This is a genomic window from Nitrosospira sp. Nsp11 (assembly GCF_900142705.1).
Lineage (GTDB): Bacteria > Pseudomonadota > Gammaproteobacteria > Burkholderiales > Nitrosomonadaceae > Nitrosospira.
The window spans coordinates 421,364-444,807 of sequence record NZ_FRBV01000002.1; the positions used below are offsets into that span (position 1 = coordinate 421,364).

Genomic DNA, 23,444 nt, shown 5'->3' on the forward strand with positions numbered 1-23,444 from the left:
CCAACTTGTCGGCTTGGCGGGCTCTATTGACGCCAGCACAAGGTTTGCATGCATGAGCCTGAGCCGTGACTGACCAATCTCCCACTCATGCGGAACAAGATCTGAAACATTCAACCCTTATACTCCAGTATCTCCTATGACGATATGACACATATGGCTCATATGACCTAAATTGACCCAAATAGGCAATACCCCAACCGGTATTGCAGCACTGATCGTGTAACCTTGAGAGCAATTGAACTTTTCGTAATTGCTGCTAAAGTAAATTAATAGGGCAGGGGAAACCGGAAGCTGAAATCGCCGCCATTTCCATTTTGTCCGGTTATCATCAGGAGCTACGAAATGCCCATACTCGACCACAACACCTTCATTAATCGCTTGAGGGGAAAACTCATTAATACCGCCGAGCTTCAAAGCGCTCATCCGGATTTGAATGTGAGGCGTATATCCAGTAACGGGGTTATTGAAGGCACGACCCAAAACCTTGAGAGGTTGTGGGAGGTCATCGATAACTACGACCATGACGGTGATGTCAATACAATCTCTGACCCGCCGGCCTTGGCCATTGCGCAATGGTTATTTTCAAAAACAGGAAATCTCGCGCCGGGAAGAGATGAAACGGGAAATTGGAAGAAGGTTGCGGAACTGGGTGACAAGAGTATCACTGACAATAGCAACGCGCACAAAGCCGCTATCGACAATACCGGTATTGGCCTCTATTACGGCGACCACTCCCCTTTCCATGATGCTATCCTGAAAGGCGACCGACCAGCCCTGCAAACGAAAATAGACGCCATGAGCATGGGTAATTGGCGAATGGAATCGATCGAACCCGGGTCGATTATCTTAGAAAGTACGTCCGGGCAAGCTGCACGGCTTAAGGAAAGTTCGTGTATCGGCTGGGTGATTGAAAACGTGAAGGCAGCCTACGAAGGGGGCGGCTATGGTGACCGTTTCGCTGAGATCAACAGAAGAGTAAAGGTTGCCGATCTGCGCGGCACCGTGCTCTGCGAAGAATTGCAGAAAGACGGGTGGAGCGCTGTTTTTTACTGCCCGAGAACCGCAGAAGACCTGGCGGACTCGAACGAGCGAGAGAAATTGGGCGCACTTAATATGGCAAAGGCGGGTGCACGCGTGTGGAAATCACCGATTCCGGGATCGGAAGGGGTACGCTGCGATGCGGTCATTACAGGCTACCGCGACGTCACGCCGGACCGCAACACCAAAATGATGCTTGAAAAGCTGGAAAATGTGCCTTTCTTCGTCGGTGTAGCGAATGGCGGCATACATACATTCGTAGGGCATAAAGGAAGCGTGTGCGATTTTCATTGGACTGCGCAGCCTGATGATAAAGACGCGATGACCGAGAACCCCGTTCGGCAATGGAAATGGGATACGGGACTTTATCTGGTGCCGCCGGGATATTGGTAAAGCCACCGGAATGGCCGGGAAGGGGAAAACCTGGTGTAATCAGCATGTCCCGATCGTTGCTATCCACCGGGTGCTGGCTCTGATGAGTCGCTCGCTGGAAAGAGTATAGGCGTAAAGGAGAGAACATGGGTGTTGGCGACAGCGCAGGTCATCCGAGGGATTGCAAATGCATGACAAACTCATAGTATTGACCACGCTGCTCATTGCGCCGCTGATTGCGGGTTGTGCCCAGATTAAATCTTTCTCTGTCACCCCGAGCATTGTATGTCCCGGAGAAACCGTCGAGGTCGACTGGAAGGCTTCAGACACAATCACCCTGGATGCGGCTCCTCCCCTCAAGGGGACAGGGGAAGGACCCTCGGAAGGTTCGCGTTCTTTCGCCCCCATGGAAAATGTCCGGTTTACGATCAAGGTTCCAGGCCTGCTCAAGAGCGCCCAGCGCGAGTGGGACGTGCAGGTGATACCCAGCCAGAGCGTCGGACTGCTGGGAGGCGTTGCCCAATGTGGCGGCAGCCCGCAGTCTGTATCAACATCATTCACACTGCAGCAAAAGGACACCTCTTCACGGGTCCGAGCCGTATCGATTGCAAATAACTATAATCGGCCGTTGGGTGTCAGCAAGGAAGGTATTGAGGCGGAAATACCCCCTCATGGGACGACAGGCCGCTTCAAAAATGCATCCGTTATCGGTACCTGGACGGTTCGCACCCCACTGGCTCCCGATGAAACTTGCGATAATGCGCTCGACGCGGTAAGGGGCCGATTAACCATCAGAACGCAGATGAGCTGCGAGGAGAGACCCGATGGCGGCTCTTGATCAGTTTCAGACCATTGTGATCGTGATGATGGAGAACCGATCCTTCGATCACGTTCTCGGGCACCTCAGCATGGCCCGCTTTGGCAACCGGAAGGATGTGGAGGGGTTGGTCGACCCCGAGACGAACTTCGACTATACCAATTTCCTGAATGGTCAGGGTTACCAGCCTTTCGAGTTGAAGGATGGGCCCCTGCCGAATGATCTACCCCACAGCAGGGCTAGTGTAACGACCCAATTGGCAAAGACCGGCACACGCTTTACGATGAGTGGTTTCGCCGATGCCTATTTTCAGCAATCGGGAAGCAAGGTGAACGATCCCCCATCGCTGGGCTTTCTTTCGCCGGTCGATACGCCAATATCGAGTTTTCTTGCGGCACAGTATGCCGTGTGCGATAACTGGTTTGCTCCGCTTCCGACGGATACTCAGCCAAATCGCTCGATAGCCTACAGCGGCTATAGCTTGATTGAGAACACGAAGCCCCGTCTGATTCCAACCGTCAAGGAAAGCTTCGTGTTCGAGTGGCTGAATTCCCGAAATGTCAGTTGGCGGGTTTATCACTGCGGGATTTCATTCTTCACGCTTTTTGAACGCTTCCATGAGGAAGTATTAGGGCCTAATTTTCGCAGTTTCCGGCATTTTCCGGCAGATTTTGAGTCGGAATCCGCGGCGGAAATGCCCAGTGTGATATTCATAGAACCCGAATACAGCGACTCTCCTACCCATTTCGGCTGGACTCCCAACGACAACCATCCACCCACGCCTATCGGACCAGGCGAAAACTTCCTGCGCGATATTTACAGCCTGCTGACCCGGGATAGTGCTAAATGGAACCGTACGCTGTTGATTACTACGCATGATGAGCATGGCGGATTCTTCGACCATGTTCCGCCGCTCGCAATCCCTGCCGTGGTTCCGCCCCATGCGCTATTTTCGACGGCGTTTGAAAGCACCGGCCCGAGGGTTCCGGCTCTTATTGCGTCTCCATGGATCCCCCCCGGAACGGTTTTCAAGGGATCGATGGATCACACATCGATCCTGCAATTGCTGTCCGAGAAGTTCGCCGGGACGCCGGACTATAATGATGAGGTTGCGCGAAGGAGAAAACTGGGTATACAAAGCGTGTCGCAAGTACTCGCCGAGCCACTTGCCCAGCCAAGGACAGACATCCCGTCACCGCCACGGGAGACGATTTCCAGCACGATAGCGCAGACACCGCAACTTGAACCGCAGACCGATAGTCAGCAGGCTTTCAGCGCGGCTGCCAAAGATCTTCTGAAATACGACCGCAAGCGAGCGCTGGAAAAATATCCTGAGCTTGTGCACCTCCCTGAAGAACCTCCTCCGGCTTCCCCGAAGTAACGCCGCACACGCCGCACCTTCGCTTTCACTATCGCCGTTGTTTTTTCAGGCAAGTACTTTCGCGATGCGTCCGAGCGCGTTTTCCAGGTTCGCCATGGTAGTGGCGAAGGAAAGACGAATATATCCTTCGCTTCCGAACGCTGAACCCGGCACCACCGCCACGCCGCCGTGTTCCAGGAGATATTCGCTAAAGGCGATATCGCTGCCATCCTTGATATCGCCTTTGGCATGCAATTCACTAATCGCCTTCCGGACGTCTGCGAAAGCGTAGAATGCGCCCTTGGACAAAAGGCACTTGATGCCGGGGATGGCGTTGAGCGCATCGGTGACGAACCGGTTACGTTCCCTGAACGCGGCCACCATGGGCTCAATACAGGCCTGATCACCGTTAAGGGCGGTTTCCGCAGCGATTTGCGAAATGGAAGTGGGGTTGGACGTACTCTGAGACTGAATGTTCTCCATGGCGGTAATGATGTTCGCCGGCCCTGCACAGTAGCCGATGCGCCAGCCCGTCATGGCGTAGGCCTTGGACACGCCATTGAGCACCATGGTACGCGGATATAGCGCGGGGCATGCGTTCAGTATGTTCACGAATTTGCCGCCGGAAAGCAGAATATGTTCGTACATATCGTCGGTCGCTACGAGAATATCGGGATGCTTGAGCAGAACTTCGCCCAGGGCTTTAAGCTCTTCCATCGTATAAACCCCACCCGAAGGGTTGCTGGGGCTGTTGATGACGAACATTTTGGTTCTGGGAGTGATGGCTTTTTCAAGTTGCGCCGCAGTTATCTTGAAATCCTGCTCGATGCCGGCCTCGACGATTACCGGTTTGCCTTCCGCGATAAGAACGATGTCGGGATAGGACACCCAGTAGGGCGCGGGTATGATGACTTCATCGCCGGCGTTGATGACGGAAAGCGCCAGATTGAAAAAACTCTGCTTTCCGCCGCACGAAACCAGGATCTGGCGCGCGGCATAATCAAAACCGTTGTCGCGTTTGAATTTGGCAATGATCGCATTCTTGAGGCCGGGGGTGCCGCCCACTGCCGTATATTTTGTAAAACCCCTGTTGATGGCGGCAATGGCGGCATCCTTGATATGCTGCGGGGTATCAAAATCCGGCTCTCCGGCGCCCAGCCCGATGATGTCCTTGCCCTCTGCCTTGAGCCGTGCGGCCCGGGCGGTGACCGCCAAAGTAGGGGAGGGCTTGATGGCCTGAACGCGCTTTGAGAGTTCCACGATAATTTCCTTACGCTGATGCCGGCTGCGCCCGCATGGTAAAATTTGCTGGATAGCCGAAGAATGATTCCGAAACAACTGAGCCCGCGATTATACCTGTGATCCTGACCTTCCCCAATAGCCCTTATAAACTGCATCAGCTGTTCACGCCTGCCGGCGACCAGCCTGAAGCAATCGACAAGCTGGTGGAAGGGATAGGGGACGGCCTCGCGTTCCAGACATTGCTGGGCGTGACAGGTTCCGGCAAGACCTTCACCATGGCCCACGTGATCGCTCTGCTGGGGCGTCCGGCGATTATCATGGCGCCCAATAAAACACTCGCAGCTCAGCTTTATGCGGAAATGCGCGAGTTCTTTCCGGAAAACGCAGTAGAGTACTTTGTATCCTATTACGACTATTACCAACCGGAGGCTTATGTTCCTTCGCGTGATCTGTTTATAGAGAAGGATTCCGCGATCAACGAACACATCGAGCAAATGCGCTTGTCCGCGACCAAGGCGCTGCTTGAGCGAAACGACACCATAATCGTCGCCACGGTTTCATGCATATATGGTATCGGCGATCCGGTGGATTACCACGGGATGATCCTGCATTTGCGCGAACAGGAAAAAATTACCCAGCGCCAGGCTATACAGCGTTTGATCGAAATGCAGTACGAACGCAATGATTTTGAGTTCGCTCGCGGGACCTTCAGGGTGAGGGGAGACGTACTCGACATATTTCCCGCTGAAAGTTCGGAAACCGCAGTGCGCGTATCGCTGTTCGACGATGAAGTAGAAAGCATGACGCTGTTTGATCCGCTCACCGGACACACGTTGAGAAAAGTGTCACGTTATACGGTTTATCCGTCCAGCCATTATGTAACTCCCCGAAGTACCACGTTACGCGCGATCGAAACGATCAAGGCCGAGTTGCGGGAACGCATAGATTATTTCCACCAGTCCAACAAGTTAGTGGAGCTACAGCGTATCGAACAGCGCACTCGTTTCGATCTGGAGATGCTAAACGAATTGGGCTTCTGCAAAGGCATCGAGAACTATTCCCGGCATCTGTCAGGAAAAAAGGAGGGTGAACCCCCACCTACGCTGCTGGACTACCTGCCGCCCAATACGTTGATGGTAATCGACGAGAGCCACGTCACCGTCCCTCAGATAGGGGGTATGTACAAGGGAGACCGTTCACGTAAGGAAAATCTGGTGGAATATGGCTTCCGCCTGCCTTCGGCGCTGGACAACCGTCCGCTGCGATTCGATGAATTCAGGAAGATAATGCCGCAAACGGTGTTTGTTTCAGCGACCCCCGCTGAGTTTGAACGGGTGCACAGCGGGCAAGTCGTAGAGCAGGTGGTACGACCCACCGGCCTGGTGGATCCGCAGATTGAGGTTCGTCCCGCTACAACCCAGGTCGATAATCTCATGTCGGAAGTCAGCCTGCGCACGGCCAAAGGTGAACGTGTATTGGTAACGACACTGACAAAACGCATGTCCGAGGACCTGACCGACTATTTTTCCGACCACGGTATCAAAGTACGCTACCTTCACTCGGACATAGATACAGTGGAACGCGTTGAGATCATTCGCGACCTCCGGCTTGGGAAATTCGACGTGCTGGTCGGGATCAACCTGCTACGGGAGGGTCTGGATATACCCGAAGTGTCGCTGGTGGCCATACTGGATGCCGATAAGGAAGGCTTCCTGCGTTCCGAACGCTCCTTGATACAGACTATCGGGCGTGCCGCACGTCACATTAATGGCACCGCCATTTTATACGCCGACCGGATCACCAATTCCATGCGCCTGGCAATGGACGAAACCGAGCGCCGCCGCAATAAACAAACGTTGTTCAATCAGGAACACGGCATCACGCCACGGAGCGTAAACAAGCGTGTGAAGGATTTGATCGATGGGGTTTATAACATTGAAACCGCCCAGCAGCATCTCAAGGCAGCGCAAGTGCAAGCGCGCTACGATTCGATGAGTGAAGTCCAACTGGCCAAGGAAATCAAGGCCTTTGAGAAGCAGATGCATGATGCCGCAAAAAACCTGGAATTCGAAAAAGCGGCAGAATATCGGGATGAGCTAAAAAGGTTAAAAAACAAGCTCTTCATTGGGTTTGTTGAACCAGAATCTGGGAAAGACCTGAAAAAAACCACTAAACATCAGAGAATGCGGAAGGGCGCATAATACTTTTATGCATTAGGTGCTTACCTTCCAATATTAATGTTGTTTCAAACTAGTTAACTATCGTTGCTGAATTGACGAAGATAATTTGATCAAAGGATCGATTGAGCGTTTTGCTGTTGAAGTTCTTCATAACCAGGCTCTGTTCAAAACGAACACGATCTCCTACCTTTACTCTGGTGGTTGGGGCGGCGATCCAGAAGCGTTTTTCAGTATTGGCCAGTTCCATGTAGGTATAGCCTGGCGCATCCAGCGTAGAAAGTACTTTGCCCTCATTGCTCGGCATTCCCGCCGCCGCGCTCGCCGTATTGGTACCCGCCTTTTCGGCAAGCACATGTAACGGGCTCAGCAGTAAGAGTCCAATGGAAAAAGCTACCGTTAGATGGGATATTTTCAAAATTGTCTCCAGTATCAATAATATTGGCAGGACGAAATCATACACCTCAATTCTTGAGGTTCCAACCGAAAAAAGCTGTCTCTCCCTAATAGCGTAGGGTTTCAGCTGCTTATTTTTGCTGAGAGGAAAGAAAATTAAGGGCTTCCGGTCCAGGGATCAACCTTGCGATCAGGCTGAGGACCAGATTGCCCAGGGGCAGATCGGGGATCAAATACAAAAAGGGAAGGTGTTGAGCCACTATCCAGCGCTGTCGGGGTACCAGGCAGGGTACGAGGCATCACCATGATGCCAGGGGCGAGCGTACTTTCTGTCGCAGATTGCCCCTGATGTAAGGCGCTGATGGCGTTAACACCCGCCTGATGGTGCTTGCGTGCGCAAATTGCAGTTCCTTCTTCTATGCTCGTTCCTGCTTTCTGCTCCGCCGCCTCACAGGCCAATCTTTGATAAACAGCCATATAATCAGACGCTTCTTTGTACTGGCCGGCTTTCATCAGTTCTTTCACGTGAAGCTGTGCGTCCTTGAACTTGCTTTGGGGATCCGGCTTTTGAAATATCGGAGGAGCGTCCGCCGCCGATGCGACGGTTGAAATGATTGCGGTAAAAATTGCCAGAACTATAAGTTTCATGTTTTCTCCTTTCAATGAATGGAGTTTGAGAATTATAAGACGGCGCCTAAAAAAACCCGTAACGCTTATTTACTCACTCAATAATAAGCCGTTTTTAACAAGTTTAAAAGTGAAAGAACGAGAACAATCGAACAGTTTTAAGTCGGGGTCCAAATCGCACGGATCCTGTTCCCATACAAGAGTTCCGACACCAGCGCCGGCCCTTCAATGGCTTATATGTGGATACCAAATTCAAGGCGGCCCAGATTGGGGCATAGTGATTATTGGATGATCATACACAGCAACTGCTGCCTTTTTCACTGCGGGCCGTAAGTATTCGAGAAGGAGAATCTTCATGCTGAAGCGTTATCCAGAAAAAGGCCCGGCAAAGAGTAGTCGGCCTTGCCGGGCCAGAGACGCCTACTACAAGAGGGAGAAAAAAGTAGACGTCCGGCGATAGTTTGTTCAATTGGCTTCAACGACTCTGTTCCCAACCGCACATAAGGGAAAAATTTATTTACATCCGCCTCATAATTATTTTAATTTGCGCATAATGTATATTATGTTAAATGCCGCCGTCATTGCCTCGTCCATTCAAACACCACGGAAAGCATGATAGACCAACGCTATCAGGCCAACGCCTCGAGTAACGGCATGAAAGCCGCCTTGATTGAGTGATGGACGAAAATAATCTTCAGGACAATGCGCGAATGGAAAACTACAGCACCGAGGAAATAAGGCGAATCACAGGATGCAGCAAGCAAACCGCCAAACGCTGGCAATCCGGGCAGCACAAACCGCCCGCCGCCGCGCTTGCCATGATGCGCCTGTTCATAGACGGCGACCTGTCCGCGCTCATAGGCCCGGACTGGCAAGGTTTCATTGCCCGCGATGGCAATCTTTATGTTCCAGGATGGACCCGAGGATTCAAGCCGGACGAGATAAGAGCTATGTTTTATGGCGTACAGCTTTCGTCCAGCCTGAAGCGAGAGCATGACAAACTGCGCGCCGAGATTGACGCCCAACAAAAAACGCTGGCAGATATTATCCGCCAGCGCGATTTTTACCGATCCAACCTTGTGCTAGAATCAAAAATGGGACTGGCACTCACGAAATCATGAAAAATCACACTCGACTATCACTTTTTATCGCATGCCTTCTTGCCCTTACCGGCGCCATGTTTGCATTGCCGCACGTCTACGCCGTTCCCGTCTACGGCGCGGCTATGCCCGCTCTTATCTGGCTTTTCTTTATCGCCTCTTGAAACGCCCGTTTTTAGCCCTTGCCACCCGCTTTTTTGCCTTACGCTTTGCCGCCATATCACACCCCCTTATTCAAATGATATTCCGCATGCGCTTCTCTCCAGCGCTTGCCCTCGACTATATCCCGATCCATGTATTTCAATTTAGTGGACACCACGCCCCAGGTAACAGCCCCATTCAGCACCGCCAGGATTAACGCCGACAGCATATCCATTTAGCATTACCCCTTTAACTTCAGGTAAAAGCGCTCACCAAAAAGGAAGCTGACCGTTCCCGCAGACAAATCTATCAATGGCAGCGTATACAACTCGGACGCGCCAGTTAACACCGCGCAGGCCGTCACCGCCCATATGACCAGGATAGCGATATACCTGAACGCACCCCGAAAATCCGCGACCCAGCGCGAGACCTCGCCCGCAGGCCGATCCAACTCAGCCAGAACGCGCAGCTTTTCCGTTTCCGCTTTCATCAGTTGCAAGCGCTCCGCCATGTTGACCGGAACTCCGCCCGCGCCACCGGTAAAGCGCGCAAAAAGACCGCGAACGCCATCCGTCACCATAGGCAGCAGCGCAGGCAGCACCATTCCCAATATTGCCATTTATCACCCCTCAGTTAAAAACCGTATTGATTCCAGGCCGCCGACAGAAAATCTTTCGCAGGGCAGGAAAAGGATGCTTCCCACATATCCCCACGCGCCAAATCATGTTGACATTGCGTTTTATTTGTTGCCGGAATGCCCGCCACTTTGCCCGCCCCTACCACCACGCCCGATACCACCGCATCCACTGTATCCACCGCCGCATTCCCTGCGCTGTAGGCAATATCCGACAACCCAGGTATAACGTCAAATTTGCGCGCCAGGACCACAGCCAGGACGAGACCCGCGCCCGCATACAGCGCAACCGGCATCAACCGCCCGGAGACCATACCAGCGCGCCATTGTGGTAATAATTGCCCTCAGGACTGATAGACGTGCCGTCAGAGTAGTATTTCCAGGCATACCCAGGTTGCGCCGGTAATGCCTGATTCAAAATCTCAGTAACCTTGTCGTACCCTGTTACCGGGTTTCCTGTTTGATTGCCTATCCCCAGGACCCTACGAAAAGGCGCAGCTATGCCACCGCTCGACTTGAGCAGCATAAAAGCCCCCACAGCCACCGCCCCCGCTATTGCGATATTTTGCCCTGTCTTGCTCATGCTATTGCCCCCATGTCATTCAAAATCTGCGCGCTATAAAGCCGCGTTTCTGTTGGCTCGACCTTTTGCCCATTTAACCAAGCCCGCACATTACCCGGACCCCAGTTGTACGCCTTCAGTGCCAAATCCCACCGCGAGAATTGCCGGTAAAGCGATGCAAGATAGCCGCCTGCATAGTTGATCGCCGCAGCAGGATTTAAAGGGTCCACGCCAGGATGCCACTTAGGAACTATTTGCATGATCCCCAGCGCGCCAGCGCTTGACACCGTGCGACCGCTTATGATATCAGCCCGGAACCGCGACTCTTGCCACGCAAGACGCGCCAGCATTCCACCAGGGATTCCATGACGGACCTCAGCCGCCGCGAGTAAAGGCGCATACGCAGCACCCCGCCCAGCCAGATCATCCCGCCAATTGCTCATAATGGATATTCCGAAATTGTCAAACGTGAAATCATCTATCACGTCAGAAATACTATCTACGCCTGACGGCTCATACTCACCAGCATCAACAGACGCATCCGCCGCTTTCCAGGCCGCGATTCCCGCCAACAGGCCCGCCGCCACGAATATCAGCGCATCACTCTTCAAGCGTCATTCCTTCACGCTTTGCAAATTCGGCAATCATGCCATCTGTTAGCTGATCCCTGATCGTAGGTAATGCCGCCCGCACGTCCTCAGCCGTTAGCGTTTCCCGAGTCGCTTTGTCGGAAAACACCTTTTTCAAAGCCACTTTGTTCGATGCCAAAAACTTGTCAACATCACTCACGAAATTCGGATTCTTGATTTTCATAGCGACTCTTCCCAATACTGAAATGATCCATTTACCTGCTCATTAGGCGCAGTACCACAAACCAGCACCCCGAACCCCGGATTGATTACTAGCGGCTCATTGATCGGAACGACGAAAGACGTGCTAGGGGCTGAATAAACGCCAGAAATATACGTTCCCGGAAACGTCCCTTGTGATCCGGCCCGGAATTCTGCCACCGTAGCCGCCCCACCGATCAGCTTATTTGACGGCAACTCCAATCCCACTGGAAAGGTCCCGATTACCCCCGACACCCAGCGCAAATTAAAAGCGCCCGACGTATTCACGCGCCCCATAATCTGATTCGCAATCAATCTCTTCCCGCTTGCTACCGGATTCCACAGCAGCACATAGCTATATTCAGCAGCAACCGCCGTTTTCCCCCCAGCAGCAAAAAAAGCCACCCCACTGGCACTACGCGTGACCTCGCCGGAAATAACCGACACCTCTCCCACTATCCTGTCAGAACCCGATTGCCCTGACGCCAGTCTTATTACTACCGTTTGAGCAGCGGGACCATTGACAATCTCAAAACCATCGAACGGCACGCCGCGAACATAGTCACCGGCCTGCATACCGGACGCACTCCCCAGGATGCGCCCGCCCAGCAGCAGATTGACCGTCACCGGATAAGACGACGCCGCGATACGCAACTCCCCCGCCGCTATCGCCATGCGCGCAATTGCATTCGCAGCCAATGACTGAGCGATTCTTTCATAGACAAAGCCTGTCATTTTTTCACCATTTTCGGAATGATTACGATAGCCGCGCCCGCGATTGCCAGCGCTATCATTGTTTTTTGATCGATTGCGCCGCGTGAGTCATTCGCCGCACGATTCAGCGTATCAAGCTGCGCCAGCGCTGTGCTTTGGGTTTTATCCACCAGCGCGCCCGCGCCCTCGAATAAACCCACGGCCACATTCAACAACTTATCCAGCCCCTCCCCGCCTGTTGCAGTCGCTAAATCAACCGAATCCAGCGCCCGAACCATCATATCCTTGTCTACAGACTCGACATTGATTACCGAATCCTCAGCATTGATCCCGACACCGCCTGTCAGCGCCATCCTTTTGTCTTGACTGGATGCGCTACTCGAAACGGTACTGGACGACTTGGAACCGCCGCCACCATAAATGATGCGACCGCACGGCAAACGTTCGGTAGCGCTATCGCCTATCGGTTCGCCCGCCGCGTATAGTTGCCTTAATGATATATGCATGACGTCACCTTTTTAACCATCACGACTTCAGCCTGTTCGTACCCGGATTTTTTCAGCTTTGCCACCAGACCAGGGCGCGACGTGTGAACTCGCACCGCATCCACACCGAGAAAGAGAGATTCGAGCGCAGGCAGCACATGTGCAACCAGATCAACCCCAGGCAACCGACAACCGGCAGCGACTATCACGCCATCCGCACCATTCGCCCGCACGTCTATGCGCACCAGCACCGCACCGCATTCCACGCCATCCGCCAGCACGTACAGAAGGCGCGCACCATTGCGAAATTGCGCCTTGTATTCCGGCAAATGCTGCGCGCCAGTCAGACCTAGCCACCGGTCCGCACTGGTGCACCAGTCACCCGCTACCAGACGGATAATCATTTAGCCTTCTTTTGTATGATTTTCCACACGACGAGACCGCCCGCTATCCACATCGCCGCAGTAGTCCATTCCATTCCGCCCAGCGCAGGCAGTTGTTGCCGGTCGCTGGTAATGGACCCGCTGGAAAAATTGACATTCCATCCGCTATTATCAAAAACCGGCTCGATTTTTGCGCCATCCGCCCGCGAAACCGCAGGACCGCCCGCGCCGCCCGCAAGACCGGCCAACCCTTGCCCGAGACCTTGCCCAAGACCAGGACCGACAGCCGCGAGTAATGACATAGGGTCCATGCTAATCCTTCAGCAGCAAAACGAGCAGCACAGCAGCGCCGCCTATCAGCACGACCGGCGAAATCCCGCCCGCAGCACCCATAATCGGCTGATTACCGTAGTTCCCCTGCGCGTCAGGATAGAAACCATAGTTTCCATACATTTGCAGCTGCATCTTGTTGAGTTCATGCGGGTTATTGACCTTGACGGCAATCGCAGCGTCAAGCGCTTTGGTCGCCCAACCCGTAACCGTGCTTGCCCAATCGTCCATTCTTTTTCCTCCAAAAAAGGCCGATCCAGCGACCGGCCCTTTCGCGCTTACATTACGGAATGTATCTTTTACAGATTGCCGAGAGGGTCCAAGTACTCAACAATCACGCTCCCGGAATCAGCACCGGAAAATTCCGGGAGCCATTCCAGCGACCTCGCATCCCTTGTATCGAGAGCATGCTTGATTGCAGCTTGCACAGTGAAATCCACCGTGTAAACGTTGGCTTGCGGCTTACGCGCAAAGCGCTTTTGTTCCTGTTCGTTTTCAGCCGTCACACTTTCATGGATAACCATAGCATCCTGCTTGACCGTGATTCCAGTCATCTTGGAAGTGTGAAAAATGTGCAAGCGCTTGATAATGGAACCGGACTGCGCGCCGAATGGAACCTGAAAAGGCAGACGGCCACCAGTGGAAATATTGAAAGGATATTTCAACACTTTGCTGATAAGCGTAGCGTAAGGAGCGAACTCGCCGGACTTGTCCTTTTGCGCCGCCGATTCCGTCACAATGGCCTTGAGCGTTGGCGCAGTAGCGCCTGCTATGGTGACTTCCAGCGTGATATTGCTGATCCCCACGCTTGTATCAAAGCCGCCCACTTTCCTGTCAAATTCATTGTTCAGGAAATAATCCGCAAAAGACAAATCGAGAAACTTTGGATCAGTCGTTTCGCCGCGAAAGGCGTTTATCAGATCGAGTTCCGTTCCCGTTCCTTCCATGATTACCTTGCCGTTCGCCTTGACGCGAACTTGAGTAATCTGCGCTTTGGTAAACGTGGTCCCGCCCAGGCACAGCTTGACATTCTCAATCAAACGACCAGGCGTCACATTGGCAGTTGCGATATTGTTAGCGGCCACGTTGGAAAATGGCAGCGAATAACGAGTCAGAATTCCTACGCTCATAATCTAATCCCCTTTTGTCGTTTTTATGCGGTTTAGATTACGCGGTTAACGTAAGGAATCTGCTTGGCAACCACGACAGCGCCAACGGCCAGCGCGCCAGCCTTCACCACGCCCGAACCGAATTTGTAAGCAGCAAAAACGATGCCACCAGCGACGGCTAAAGCCATCATTTGTTCTTGAGTCATTTGATTTTCCCCATGTAATAAAACCAGAACCGCCCCACGCGGTATTGAAGGATTAAATCAAAATATGACTTTCAAATGAATATGCGGTATGAGTAACCGTTACCCATACCGCACCTTGACAAAAGCCAAAAGAATCAAAAAGTAAGTTTTCCCCTCGAAATTGCGCCGTCAATGGCCGACAGCCGCACATATTGCAGTTGCATCAAGCCTGCAAGCTCTGATTCAGGGACCCGCGTTTTTCTGGACAGATAGCGCACGTCATCACCCGAGGATTGCCGGAATAGGACGAATTCAGACGCATTGCCAACCGCCGTTTTATCCGCTTCAGACCATCGTTGACTGATCGCATAGATTGTTATGCCGCGTTTCAGACCCCTCCTCAGCAGAATCCCCCAAGCGCCCGGGGCTTTACTTGGAGTCGTTACATCAGCCAATTCCTCAGCGATAGCCACGATAGGCGCAACATACCGCCCCGCGTACATCATGCAAGCCGCCCAAAAATCGAATTCATCTTGCAGCTTGCCGCCCACGACAAAACCCGCCCTGACAGGCCCCGGCCTTTGTGCCAGCGCCAGCAATTCTTTTCTGGACGTGACTCGTTTCCATCCAGGAAGCCTTGACCATTGATCCTCAGGGTCCCAGGCAATGACGCGCCGATCCTTCCGAACCTGACCCCGGACATACGCGGTTTTGCCGGACCGCGTAGCGCCTGAGACCACAACCAATCGACCGTCAACCGTTTTCAGATAGGCTTCATACAGCCTTTCAGCCGCTATTTTTTTTTGCCTGTCCGTTAGCTTTACATCACCCGCTGTCATCCGAACGTTACCGTTTTCAAGGATTCGCCAGCCGTTACCGTACCAGGACCAGGACCAGTACCAACCACCCCGCTATCCGTTACCGACAGCGCCTTTTCAGGCTTAACCCCTATATCGGACTTGACGCCGCGATAGGTCGCATAGCCCAACGGCAACAGGACCATTGCCGCAGCTATTTCTTCTTTGTACTCGCCACCGAGTCCGCCTTGCAGCCACCCATGCTTTTCACATACAGACGCTATCGCAGCCGCCGCCGCGCCGACAACCTCGCCTGTATAGATCACGCCCAGCGACGGCAAAGCAGGCTTTGCGACAGACACAAAAAGCATGATATAACCCGACAACTCATCCGCTAGACCCGGCCCGCTCTGCTCTGCTACCGTTACCGGCTCAACCTCATCCACAGCCGCGCGCAGCGCCGCAAAATCTGACGCCTGTTCGCTGGATACGTCCTCAGTACTGGTACAGCGCGCATCTTCAGGATGGCTCATCATTTGACCCCCAGCATGGATAGATAATCAGGAATCGCCGCCTTGACCGGCTTACCCTTCCCGCCCGTTACCGGTACAGGCTTTACCGATACTCCGCCCTCGCCTGTTACCGTTACAGGCTTTTCCTGCGCGCCGCCCTCGCCTGTTACCGTTACCGTTACAGCACCAGGACGACGAACGCCCGGATATTTTTTGTAAAACTGATCCACCCGGTAACCACTACCCCCCAGGCGCATCTGCACATTGCAAGTTGCTTCACAGTACCCGAATGGCTGACCGTTCTTATCCTCAGTCACCCGCATTCCCCCAGGCGTACCGCAGCACGGACATTCGATTTTTCCGAGAAGATCACCTTTCGCCATGCTAGTAATTCCCCCTTTGCTGAATGCCAACGATGTCAACGCCCATCAAATCCGCTTGACGATCCAAATCATCCAGCTTGCAGATTAAAAGTTCGATTAAATCCGCCATCCGATCCCGCATTGTCAACAAATCCGCGTTTTTTGCCGCCAATGCCGCGCGCCGCAGGTCCGCTGTTGTGACCATTGCCGCTACCGGTATCGTTTTTCCCATTTGACGCATCATTTTTCACTACTCCAAAGTTACAGTTATTTACAGGACTCCAAGTAAACCCAACCCCCACACCCAACACCGAAACCCATTTATGAACGCGCGTTATCAACTCGCTTGTGTCACACTTCAAACCCTTGATAATATTACCTATTTCCTCGCCATACCGCCCCAGCGCATCATTCCAGACCTTTAACACCTTTATGGGCATATCCGCCCGCTTTGCGTAAACCCCGCCTTGCAATTTTGTATACTTTGCCCAATCCGCCTTATCCGCCGCCTGCGCAGCTTCCCCTATCAGCCCATCCGTTTCCTCAGCGCGCCTTAGCTCACGCCAGACGCCCACAGGCGCGCCGCCAAGTTGCTGAAACTGACGAATGCCCCAAGTACTCGCCCATGTATCAACACGCGCCGCCACGTCATCTATAGGCCCGCCGTCAACGTCAGAATCAAGCCCATGCCCGTCAATGTTTTTGGAAATGTACTTAGCGATATAACCCACCGCTGAACCCTTGCTCCAATCTATTGATTCCGCATCAAATCTATGCTCAGCCGCCCCGTATTCCGCGCCATCCTCCTTTAGCGCCTGCTTACGCATCACCGCCCGCACGCACTCAACCTGATCCGCAGGCATAAAGCAGAGCATATGCCAATGCGGTGTGCCATCATGTTGCGGCTCAGCGACCCGGACCCCGTACAACCGGACCCCTTTTTTTGCGAGTTGCGCCCTTATCTTTTTCCAGACGCCACATAAGTATTCTTGACCCTGACGCGGTGTTAAGCGTCGATATTTTGGATTTTTCTTGCCTGACGCGCTCATACGCGCATGATATTTTGACGGGCAAGTAAGCGTGTAAAACTCGCCCACATGCCCCATACTTTTAGCCACGTCCTCAAACCCGGCAATCCGCATCATTAACTCGCCGCGCCGAATACGCGGATTCGCTACCGACAAATCCGACAGCGCCGCTAGCGTGTACTCTTGCCCCAACTCATTGACCACGCGCACCGCTTCCAGCATTGCTCGATTGCGCTTTTTCTGCTCCTGTCTACGCTTGACAGACTCATCCGACGCATACTTGCCTGCGCGCCGATGCACAAAACCCAGGCCGATTGCATGCCGCTCGACCTGTCTAGCCACGCTGGTACGGATTGCCCGCCGCCACCACTGATCGTCCCACAGACGCGCCAGCGCGCCCTTGACGCCCGTTTTCTTCACATCAGGCGGCATTACCCCGGTACGCCTTGCCAGACGCTCACACGCGGCCAAATCCCACAACCCGCGACATTCCAGCGCCCGCGTTTTTGCAAGCCCGCGTATATCGTCATCCGACGACGCCAGCGACACCGCGCCACCGGACAACGTTTCCCGCACGTCCCAAATATAGCCACCCGCCGCGCCATCACCCGCCGCCGCATAAATAGACAGCGCCTCACTTTCCACACGCCGCGCAAATCGCGCAGGCAACCGCGCCAGCGTGGTACGCACCAACTCAAGCCTAAACCCATCCCAAAGCGCATCCGTTGGACGCCGGAATTTAGGGTCAAAGGCGCAAAGCGCATTTTCAAGCGCCGAGAGTTGCGGATACATCAAGCCACTACCAGCCCAACGAACGCCAACACCACCACCACCGACGCAACCGCCCAACACAAGCAATCGAACCGATTGCGCCGTTTCCTGCGCAACATTCCGCGCCTGATAGCCGCATCACTTCTCTGCCCAAACGTTCCTCTTTCCTTAGCCCGCCCCATTACCCCCCCCACTGATTAGCCATCGCCGCCGCAATCCCGCTATAAGTACGACTTCTTTCCTTCCACCTGTCAGGAGAAGGCGGCATTTTATGTATCCTGCTTTCCCTTCCATCCACAATGTTTTCCGGTTTTAGCAATGACAAACCCTTAAGCCATAGACACGTCGCCTTTGTCTCTCCATGCCCAAATTGCCACGGCTGAATTACCTGATCAGGCTTTTTCCACAGAGACGACATGATGCAAACCGGATTTTCTATTGCGACCATTGGAATGTCTGTCTTTGCCAACATCATAAAAAAACTCACAGCCGCCTGTTGCCGCCCATCCATGCGCTTATCCGCAAAGTGCCGAGCGCCCGAAACACTCAGATGCGTACATGGCGGATGCGCAACCATCAAATCCCACGGATAATCCAGCACATCCCGAACGTCACCCTGATAATGGGACCCAGGCACTTCAGCAGGCAGCAAATCGCAACTCATGGCGTAATGTCCAAGCCGAGCAAACGCATCGCGCACAACGCCGGAATATTCGCAGGCAACGAGAACCCGCAACCTAGCTTGTCCCATAAAGCCCCTCACACCGTATCATTTTTACGCTAACGTCATATTCGGCCAAACTACCCAACAGGCGCATAATCTCCCTGTCTCGACCAACAACCCGCACCGCACCGCGAAACTTGAATACGCGACAGGAATATTCGCCGTCAGCGATAACCTCTCTAACCGATTCCTCAGGCCCGGACAAATCAACCGCGACCCCTATCCGCGATCCCATTACGCAACCGCCCGGACTTTCAAGCCCATGCGCTGCATGCGCTTTTCCATCAACATCCTGCTTTGTTCCAGCACCGCGAATACATCCGCCGACGACATGCTCAACGTGAACACAGGGACCGGCTCTAGCCCATCAATCTCTGCATCATTGATTGCGTTACTTGCCGACGCCACCAAGCGCGCCGCCTTTCTCAGACATTCCAGCGCCGTGCGTAAACTCTCGTCCTGACTCATCGTCAACGGCTGATCCAGCGTTACAGCCCGAAAACCCAAACTCTTAGCCCTACCCATTTTTCACCTCTCTGAAAGAATCATTGACAAACTCGAAAGAACCTCTCTGCACGCGAAAGAACTATAGTCCCAACCAATGGGACTGTCAACCACTCAGGGTGACTATTGCGCCATTTTTGCGCGCGGTATATAAAACTCTTGTGAAAAAAACGTGGGATTTTTTGGACGACCTGAAAGCCGCTTTAGGGATAGAGAGCGATTACGCCCTATCCCGCGCCCTGACCGTACATAAGCAGCAGATCAGTAAATGGCGAACCGGCTCATCGACTTTTGACGACAGCACAGCGATACGTGTAGCGCAAATCATTAAAACCGATTACCGCTATGTTATCGCCTGCATGCATTTACAGCGCGCATCGACCCCGGAAACAAAGTCTGCATGGCAAGAGATTGCCCGGACTTTTGCTCCGTAATCAATGTATATTATGTTAAATTGGATAAAAACATTGAGGCGGATCGAATGCGATGGCCATTATTCCTTTTTTTCCGTTAAAGCCTTCTTTTCCGTTAAAACAGGCCAATCGACAAACGCAATGACCAACAGTAATATCAGGACTCCTCCTGGAACCAATGCGAACAATGCCAGTTCCGGCTTAAAACCGGCTCGTTTATGTATTCTCCAGAATGGCACGACAAAAAAAATGGTTGCAGCCACCAGCCATTGTAAAACTCCGAATTGACTCATATGACCTCCACACGAATTGCTCATCTTGAAATGATGAAATTCGTAAATATGTAATTTTCGCGATCGACCTTGCTATACGCGCTTAGCGGCATTTAAAGCAGGTCTTGTTGAGTCAAGCGTATGTACTTATGACCTAACAAATCCGAAAGATCGGCTTTGTGGGTAAACTGGCCCGAGCGCTCCCATTTCATTGCTTGCAAAGATCTTCCGTGTGTTTTTCATCCAGGGCTATATTTTGCGGGATAATGGGCGTTCCAACTGGACAAATCAAAATCTCCCTATGCATCTCTCAATTATTATTCCGGCTTTTAATGAAGAGCGTCTGATCGAAGAATGTTTGCAATCTATTTCTACATCACTCGCCGCAAATTACAAGCCCGGTTTCACCTCCGAAATCATCGTGGTGGACAACAACTCCACTGACAACACGGCCGATCTGGCAAGACAGGCAGGCGCCCGAGTCGTGTTTGAGCCGATCAACCAGATCGGCCGGGCACGCAATACCGGCGCGGCTGAGGCGACAGGCGACTGGTTGCTGTTTGTGGATGCCGACAGCTACTTAAATACCGGGCTGCTTGCCGATATCCTGCGGCTTATCGAGGATGGCAAGAGCGTAGGCTGTGGCAGCACGATACAAATGCCGGGATTGCCGTGGTGGGCGAGCGCGACTTTGAAGCTCTGGACCGGCACCTCCGTTCTATTTGGCTGGGCGGCTGGGGCGCTGGTCGTATCCCGCAGCGATGCGTTTCGCGACGTTGGCGGCTTCGACCAGGAACTTTACGCCGCCGACGAAATAGGCTTGAGCCAGAAACTCAAAAAATGGGGACAACAACGCGGGCTTCAATTTGTCATCTTGACAGGACATCCCCTGGAGTCGTCGCCACGCAAGGTGCAGCTTTATTCCGCCGGAGAGATTACCGGCCAGATCCTGCGCGTCATGCTACACCCGCGCCGGTCGTTGCAAGACAAGAAGCAGTTGCCGGTCTGGTATGACGGGCGGCGTTAAAACAGACTCGTCGTTTTAGCAGTCCCTGCAGTTGAAATGGCGCTGACACATTCAGCCCGATTTCAACCCGGTTTGAGCCAGGATCAACTGCAACTAACTGACGAGGTTGGCGGTGACGTTGCCAGTTCTCTTTTACAGCCCATGTCGTAACCACCAGGGTCCAAGCGCGTTGCGGCCGCAAGAACTCGCGGGTCACAAGGCATGACAGGCAATGCGAACCGCGCCAGCGACTGGCGTAGCCTGTGATAGCTATAAGCGGGGGAAACAGGATATTTGCGCCAGCGAATATCTATCCTGCTTGGGTGATCTTTTCATTGATCTTTCTATCGATGATTGGACCGCGAGTACGCTTCAGCTTTAGCAAGTCGATTCGTTTATTCACGCCAAGTGCAATTTCTGTTGCAATTTTTTCTCCTCGGCTCACGCCAGATGATGAGCATGAGGGGATATTAGCTCATGCTCTGACTCTTCAGTATTTTGATAAAATCCTGCCTCGCTTATTTTTTCTCAAGAGGGTGGCATGAATCCAGTCTTTAAACGGTATGTATTGGGTTTCCTAATTGCGCTATTTCTTTCAGGATGCGCGACCCATACACCAAGGAAGATGTATAAAGGTGAAATAAAAAACGAAAAAGATGTTGCAACTATTATTGGAATAAACGACTGGACGAACTGGAACAGGCCTGTAACCTTAAGGGTCCATAAGCTTGACGGTGAGACATTGTACGGATCGCCGAATGTTCTTCATGTTGATCCTGGAAGCCATGAGCTAGTGTTATCCGTAAGTCATGACCGTATGATGGCCCTAAAACTACCGGTACTTAACGTTTCCGTGAAAGCCGGGCAGGTATATCAACTCGACTATCGATTAATCGAGCATCGAGCGAGCCTTAGAGAGAGTACTGGAACTGCGGTGTATTCGTTGCGGTATATAGGGGATCATAAGGATTACGAGGATTATTTAGCCAAGAACCCAGAATACAAGGCCGGTACGCCTTTATTCATTCCTTCTGCGGGCTAGGTCGTCCAGAAGGGCCTGGCTATGAATTTCTTTCATTTTAAATGCTGAACAGAACTGCAAGCCCAAAAACAAGGATTTGCAGTTTTTTTGCTTTAGATTTCAGCGCTTGGCTTCACCTTGAGATTTTTCGGTAGCCAGCGCGAACCGGACAAGTATTTCTCTGCCGACTCGACCAGTTCGCCCTTTTTCATCTTCGCCAGGGCCTGTGCTATGTCCGGAGAAACCGCCTCTCCCACCACCTCAAGAATCTTGTCTTTGGACACGTGCGAAAGATAGTTCTCCGGCGTAGGTTCCCACCAGTCGGCCATGTCCAGATTCAGCGCATTCATAAGGGCTGCTATGTCATCTGATGGCGCGTTCTCACTGCTTGATACGGTATTGACCGAAACCGCCATACAGAACGCCAGCAAGTCCAGGAGGTCTTGCTGCGGCTGCTCCAATAGCCACTGAAAGAGGTTCTTGCCGCCCTGCTCTCCTGCCTTGATGCGCTCCTTCCATACCTTACGCTTTTCCTCGACTGCCATAGCTGCGCGGCTCTGCTCGATGTTCTCCGCATCCGGCTTGAGATAAGGACGTTCGATGTTGACCTGCACGATACGATTTGATGCGTACCCGCTCCCGAAAACCTGCAGCGCCAGTTGGTGTACGAGTGCCGCCAGCGCCACGTCCGGCCTGTTCGCCAGTTCTACCTGAAGGGCTGCGGTGCGGTGCGCCGTCAGCATGCGCGTGAGCTTTTCCGAGTGCAGTGGCTTGAGTGCCTCGCTTTGGCCGGTTCCTGCCAGTCCTGTTCCCTGCTCTTTCGGCTGCTTTTTCACATCCTCCTTGCGAATAAGATTCCGCTCGATGCGTAGCTCCCCCGCATGGTCAACCGTAACGATGACTCCCGCAATTTCAAGATCGTCTGCATAAAGTTCTTCCAGTGATTCGCTCAACGCCGCCATCTTTCTCTGTACGGCTTCATGTCTCTTTTCAATCTCCGAATAGATTTCGCCGGACGCGTCCTCGTCCTCGTTGTAACCCTCAAATTCGGCTTCGATGGCCTCCATTTCAGCGTCAAGCGCATCCTTTGCGGCCTGTTCTTCAGAAGTTGGCTCACGCCTTATAGTTCGCGCCTTCACGAATTCAGCCTCATCCGCATGGTCGAACGTGGTGTGGCATTGCGCCCAGGCATGGCCTTCGCCCACGATGGCCTCAACCGCCTGATTGAGTTTTTCCAGGGCAAGCGATTCCAGCAGTTCGGCGTCCTGTATATAACCTTCGTCCTCTTTCCCAAACAGGTCGCGCCGTATTAATCCTCCAGCCGCTTCGTATTCCTCCACTCCGACGAACTTGGCAAGCGGGCTCTGCCGAATGTCTATTTCGGTTCCCGTAATCAAGCGCCGGAAGGTTGAGCCGTTGCGCTGCCACTCCGAAGTACTGTTCCAGATGCGCTCCTGCAATTCGTGATCCTCGGTAAGCGCCAGCGCGGAAATCTGCTCGAAGTTCATTTCGTCCTCGGCATACAGCTTGAA

At 53.0% G+C, this 23,444-nt stretch carries 33 protein-coding genes; 9 read left to right on the forward strand and 24 right to left on the reverse strand.

Going from position 1 to position 23,444, the window contains the following annotated elements:
* The first annotated feature begins 342 nt into the window (after positions 1-342).
* The 3 genes from BUA28_RS05130 to BUA28_RS05140 all read left to right on the forward strand — a co-directional run bounded on the left by BUA28_RS05130 (position 343) and on the right by BUA28_RS05140 (position 3,608).
* Complete coding sequence (locus BUA28_RS05130; RefSeq protein ID WP_072767024.1) at positions 343-1,431, forward strand: hypothetical protein; 1,089 nt, start codon at positions 343-345, stop codon at positions 1,429-1,431.
* Positions 1,432-1,597: 166 nt separating this feature from the next.
* Positions 1,598-2,248, forward strand: coding sequence for a hypothetical protein (locus tag BUA28_RS05135; RefSeq protein WP_072767025.1), 651 nt, complete (start codon positions 1,598-1,600; stop codon positions 2,246-2,248).
* Complete coding sequence (locus tag BUA28_RS05140) at positions 2,235-3,608, forward strand: alkaline phosphatase family protein (RefSeq protein ID WP_072767026.1); 1,374 nt, start codon at positions 2,235-2,237, stop codon at positions 3,606-3,608. Before BUA28_RS05135 ends, BUA28_RS05140 begins: the two co-directional genes overlap by 14 nt.
* A gap of 45 nt (positions 3,609-3,653) precedes the next feature.
* On the opposite strand, the gene BUA28_RS05145 is transcribed toward BUA28_RS05140, so the two are convergent.
* Positions 3,654-4,847: a pyridoxal phosphate-dependent aminotransferase gene (locus tag BUA28_RS05145; RefSeq protein WP_072767096.1), complete on the reverse strand. Its 1,194-nt coding sequence runs from the start codon at positions 4,845-4,847 to the stop codon at positions 3,654-3,656.
* 98 nt (positions 4,848-4,945) lie between these two features.
* Between BUA28_RS05145 and uvrB the strand changes: the two genes are divergently transcribed.
* The gene (gene uvrB / locus BUA28_RS05150) at positions 4,946-7,030 is read left to right on the forward strand and encodes an excinuclease ABC subunit UvrB (protein ID WP_072767027.1); all 2,085 of its coding nucleotides are present in this window, start codon (positions 4,946-4,948) and stop codon (positions 7,028-7,030) included.
* A gap of 49 nt (positions 7,031-7,079) precedes the next feature.
* Here the strand turns inward: uvrB and BUA28_RS05155 are convergent, their stop codons facing one another.
* Positions 7,080-7,424, reverse strand: a complete 345-nt coding sequence (locus tag BUA28_RS05155; protein ID WP_072767097.1) for an NrfJ-related protein — start codon at positions 7,422-7,424, stop codon at positions 7,080-7,082.
* Between the two features lie 134 nt (positions 7,425-7,558).
* Positions 7,559-8,050, reverse strand: a complete 492-nt coding sequence (locus tag BUA28_RS05160) for a hypothetical protein (RefSeq protein ID WP_072767028.1) — start codon at positions 8,048-8,050, stop codon at positions 7,559-7,561.
* 656 nt (positions 8,051-8,706) lie between these two features.
* Between BUA28_RS05160 and BUA28_RS05165 the strand changes: the two genes are divergently transcribed.
* Positions 8,707-9,150, forward strand: a complete 444-nt coding sequence (locus BUA28_RS05165; protein ID WP_083569876.1) for a helix-turn-helix domain-containing protein — start codon at positions 8,707-8,709, stop codon at positions 9,148-9,150.
* Positions 9,147-9,293, forward strand: coding sequence for a hypothetical protein (locus BUA28_RS15810; protein ID WP_178297901.1), 147 nt, complete (start codon positions 9,147-9,149; stop codon positions 9,291-9,293). Before BUA28_RS05165 ends, BUA28_RS15810 begins: the two co-directional genes overlap by 4 nt.
* 56 nt (positions 9,294-9,349) lie before the next feature.
* Here the strand turns inward: BUA28_RS15810 and BUA28_RS15815 are convergent, their stop codons facing one another.
* The 19 genes from BUA28_RS15815 to BUA28_RS05260 form a co-directional block, all read right to left on the reverse strand.
* Complete coding sequence (locus tag BUA28_RS15815; RefSeq protein ID WP_178297903.1) at positions 9,350-9,505, reverse strand: hypothetical protein; 156 nt, start codon at positions 9,503-9,505, stop codon at positions 9,350-9,352.
* Between the two features lie 6 nt (positions 9,506-9,511).
* Entirely contained in the window at positions 9,512-9,889 is a 378-nt protein-coding gene (locus tag BUA28_RS05175; protein ID WP_072767030.1) for a hypothetical protein, read from the reverse strand.
* A 14-nt stretch (positions 9,890-9,903) separates the two neighbouring features.
* A complete protein-coding gene (locus BUA28_RS05180; RefSeq protein ID WP_178297905.1) occupies positions 9,904-10,218 on the reverse strand; it encodes a hypothetical protein in 315 nt (104 codons plus the stop codon).
* Complete coding sequence (locus tag BUA28_RS05185) at positions 10,200-10,487, reverse strand: hypothetical protein (RefSeq protein WP_072767032.1); 288 nt, start codon at positions 10,485-10,487, stop codon at positions 10,200-10,202. Before BUA28_RS05185 ends, BUA28_RS05180 begins: the two co-directional genes overlap by 19 nt.
* Positions 10,484-11,077 carry a lytic transglycosylase domain-containing protein gene (locus BUA28_RS05190; protein ID WP_072767033.1) on the reverse strand — a complete coding sequence of 198 codons (594 nt, stop codon included), beginning with the start codon at positions 11,075-11,077 and terminating at the stop codon, positions 10,484-10,486. Before BUA28_RS05190 ends, BUA28_RS05185 begins: the two co-directional genes overlap by 4 nt.
* Positions 11,067-11,279, reverse strand: a complete 213-nt coding sequence (locus tag BUA28_RS05195; protein WP_072767034.1) for a hypothetical protein — start codon at positions 11,277-11,279, stop codon at positions 11,067-11,069. The genes BUA28_RS05190 and BUA28_RS05195 overlap by 11 nt, the downstream gene beginning before the upstream one ends.
* Positions 11,276-12,031, reverse strand: coding sequence for a hypothetical protein (locus BUA28_RS05200; protein ID WP_072767035.1), 756 nt, complete (start codon positions 12,029-12,031; stop codon positions 11,276-11,278). Before BUA28_RS05200 ends, BUA28_RS05195 begins: the two co-directional genes overlap by 4 nt.
* On the reverse strand, positions 12,028-12,516 hold the full coding sequence (locus BUA28_RS05205; protein WP_072767036.1) for a hypothetical protein: 489 nt from the start codon (positions 12,514-12,516) through the stop codon (positions 12,028-12,030). Before BUA28_RS05205 ends, BUA28_RS05200 begins: the two co-directional genes overlap by 4 nt.
* Positions 12,501-12,899, reverse strand: coding sequence for a hypothetical protein (locus BUA28_RS05210; protein ID WP_072767037.1), 399 nt, complete (start codon positions 12,897-12,899; stop codon positions 12,501-12,503). The genes BUA28_RS05205 and BUA28_RS05210 overlap by 16 nt, the downstream gene beginning before the upstream one ends.
* On the reverse strand, positions 12,896-13,189 hold the full coding sequence (locus BUA28_RS05215) for a hypothetical protein (protein ID WP_072767038.1): 294 nt from the start codon (positions 13,187-13,189) through the stop codon (positions 12,896-12,898). The genes BUA28_RS05210 and BUA28_RS05215 overlap by 4 nt, the downstream gene beginning before the upstream one ends.
* 1 nt (position 13,190) lies before the next feature.
* Complete coding sequence (locus tag BUA28_RS05220; protein WP_072767039.1) at positions 13,191-13,439, reverse strand: hypothetical protein; 249 nt, start codon at positions 13,437-13,439, stop codon at positions 13,191-13,193.
* 68 nt (positions 13,440-13,507) lie between these two features.
* Positions 13,508-14,338 (reverse strand): major capsid protein P2, encoded by an 831-nt coding sequence (locus tag BUA28_RS05225; RefSeq protein WP_072767040.1) that lies wholly within the window; start codon positions 14,336-14,338, stop codon positions 13,508-13,510.
* A gap of 32 nt (positions 14,339-14,370) precedes the next feature.
* The gene (locus BUA28_RS15820) at positions 14,371-14,523 is read right to left on the reverse strand and encodes a hypothetical protein (RefSeq protein ID WP_178297907.1); all 153 of its coding nucleotides are present in this window, start codon (positions 14,521-14,523) and stop codon (positions 14,371-14,373) included.
* Between the two features lie 134 nt (positions 14,524-14,657).
* On the reverse strand, positions 14,658-15,341 hold the full coding sequence (locus tag BUA28_RS05230; RefSeq protein ID WP_083569877.1) for a hypothetical protein: 684 nt from the start codon (positions 15,339-15,341) through the stop codon (positions 14,658-14,660).
* Positions 15,338-15,835 carry a hypothetical protein gene (locus tag BUA28_RS05235; RefSeq protein WP_143148443.1) on the reverse strand — a complete coding sequence of 166 codons (498 nt, stop codon included), beginning with the start codon at positions 15,833-15,835 and terminating at the stop codon, positions 15,338-15,340. The genes BUA28_RS05230 and BUA28_RS05235 overlap by 4 nt, the downstream gene beginning before the upstream one ends.
* On the reverse strand, positions 15,832-16,194 hold the full coding sequence (locus BUA28_RS05240) for a hypothetical protein (protein ID WP_072767042.1): 363 nt from the start codon (positions 16,192-16,194) through the stop codon (positions 15,832-15,834). The genes BUA28_RS05235 and BUA28_RS05240 overlap by 4 nt, the downstream gene beginning before the upstream one ends.
* A 68-nt stretch (positions 16,195-16,262) precedes the next feature.
* Positions 16,263-17,993 carry a replication endonuclease gene (locus tag BUA28_RS05245; protein ID WP_072767043.1) on the reverse strand — a complete coding sequence of 577 codons (1,731 nt, stop codon included), beginning with the start codon at positions 17,991-17,993 and terminating at the stop codon, positions 16,263-16,265.
* A gap of 160 nt (positions 17,994-18,153) precedes the next feature.
* Complete coding sequence (locus tag BUA28_RS05250; RefSeq protein WP_218587229.1) at positions 18,154-18,723, reverse strand: hypothetical protein; 570 nt, start codon at positions 18,721-18,723, stop codon at positions 18,154-18,156.
* A gap of 207 nt (positions 18,724-18,930) precedes the next feature.
* Positions 18,931-19,221 carry a hypothetical protein gene (locus tag BUA28_RS05260; protein WP_143148444.1) on the reverse strand — a complete coding sequence of 97 codons (291 nt, stop codon included), beginning with the start codon at positions 19,219-19,221 and terminating at the stop codon, positions 18,931-18,933.
* Between the two features lie 140 nt (positions 19,222-19,361).
* Between BUA28_RS05260 and BUA28_RS05265 the strand changes: the two genes are divergently transcribed.
* Positions 19,362-19,634, forward strand: a complete 273-nt coding sequence (locus BUA28_RS05265) for a hypothetical protein (protein WP_072767101.1) — start codon at positions 19,362-19,364, stop codon at positions 19,632-19,634.
* Between the two features lie 59 nt (positions 19,635-19,693).
* Here the strand turns inward: BUA28_RS05265 and BUA28_RS05270 are convergent, their stop codons facing one another.
* Positions 19,694-19,906 (reverse strand): hypothetical protein, encoded by a 213-nt coding sequence (locus BUA28_RS05270; protein ID WP_256598241.1) that lies wholly within the window; start codon positions 19,904-19,906, stop codon positions 19,694-19,696.
* 280 nt (positions 19,907-20,186) lie between these two features.
* On the opposite strand from BUA28_RS05270, the gene BUA28_RS05275 reads away from it, so the two are divergent.
* Both BUA28_RS05275 and BUA28_RS05280 read left to right on the forward strand, forming a co-directional pair.
* Entirely contained in the window at positions 20,187-20,912 is a 726-nt protein-coding gene (locus tag BUA28_RS05275) for a glycosyltransferase family 2 protein (RefSeq protein WP_072767103.1), read from the forward strand.
* Positions 20,913-21,432: 520 nt separating this feature from the next.
* A complete protein-coding gene (locus BUA28_RS05280; protein WP_072767046.1) occupies positions 21,433-21,933 on the forward strand; it encodes a hypothetical protein in 501 nt (166 codons plus the stop codon).
* Between the two features lie 92 nt (positions 21,934-22,025).
* Here BUA28_RS05280 and BUA28_RS05285 read toward each other — a convergent pair.
* The coding region (locus BUA28_RS05285; protein ID WP_072767047.1) for a chromosome partitioning protein ParB at positions 22,026-23,444 on the reverse strand (1,419 nt) is incomplete at its 5' end.